A 333-nucleotide genomic window follows, 5' to 3' on the forward strand; every position below is an offset into this window, starting at 1 on the left:
TCATAACCCGAAGGTCGCAGGTTCAAATCCTGTCCCCGCAACCAATGGTCCCGTGGTGTAGTGGTTAACATGCCTGCCTGTCACGCAGGAGATCGCCGGTTCGACCCCGGTCGGGACCGCCATTTTAACTTCTGCCTTTGAGCAGTTGTTTTTTATTGGTTATTGTGATATGATGATTTTCGTCTCAAAAAACATTATATTTTTTGATGGGCTATAGCCAAGCGGTAAGGCAACGGACTTTGACTCCGTCATGCGCTGGTTCGAATCCAGCTAGCCCAGCCATTTACGAGCCATTAGCTCAGTTGGTAGAGCATCTGACTTTTAATCAGAGGG

Annotated in this window: 2 tRNA genes; both read left to right on the forward strand. The window is 48.3% G+C overall.

Going from position 1 to position 333, the window contains the following annotated elements:
- Positions 1-46: 46 nt before the first annotated feature.
- Positions 47-122: transfer RNA gene (locus ORL93_RS31070), tRNA-Asp, on the forward strand.
- A gap of 85 nt (positions 123-207) precedes the next feature.
- A tRNA-Gln gene (locus ORL93_RS31075) sits at positions 208-282 on the forward strand.
- Positions 283-333 lie beyond the last annotated feature (51 nt).

This window comes from Bacillus sp. DHT2, assembly GCF_026241455.1.
Lineage (GTDB): Bacteria > Bacillota > Bacilli > Bacillales > Bacillaceae_G > Bacillus_A > Bacillus_A pseudomycoides.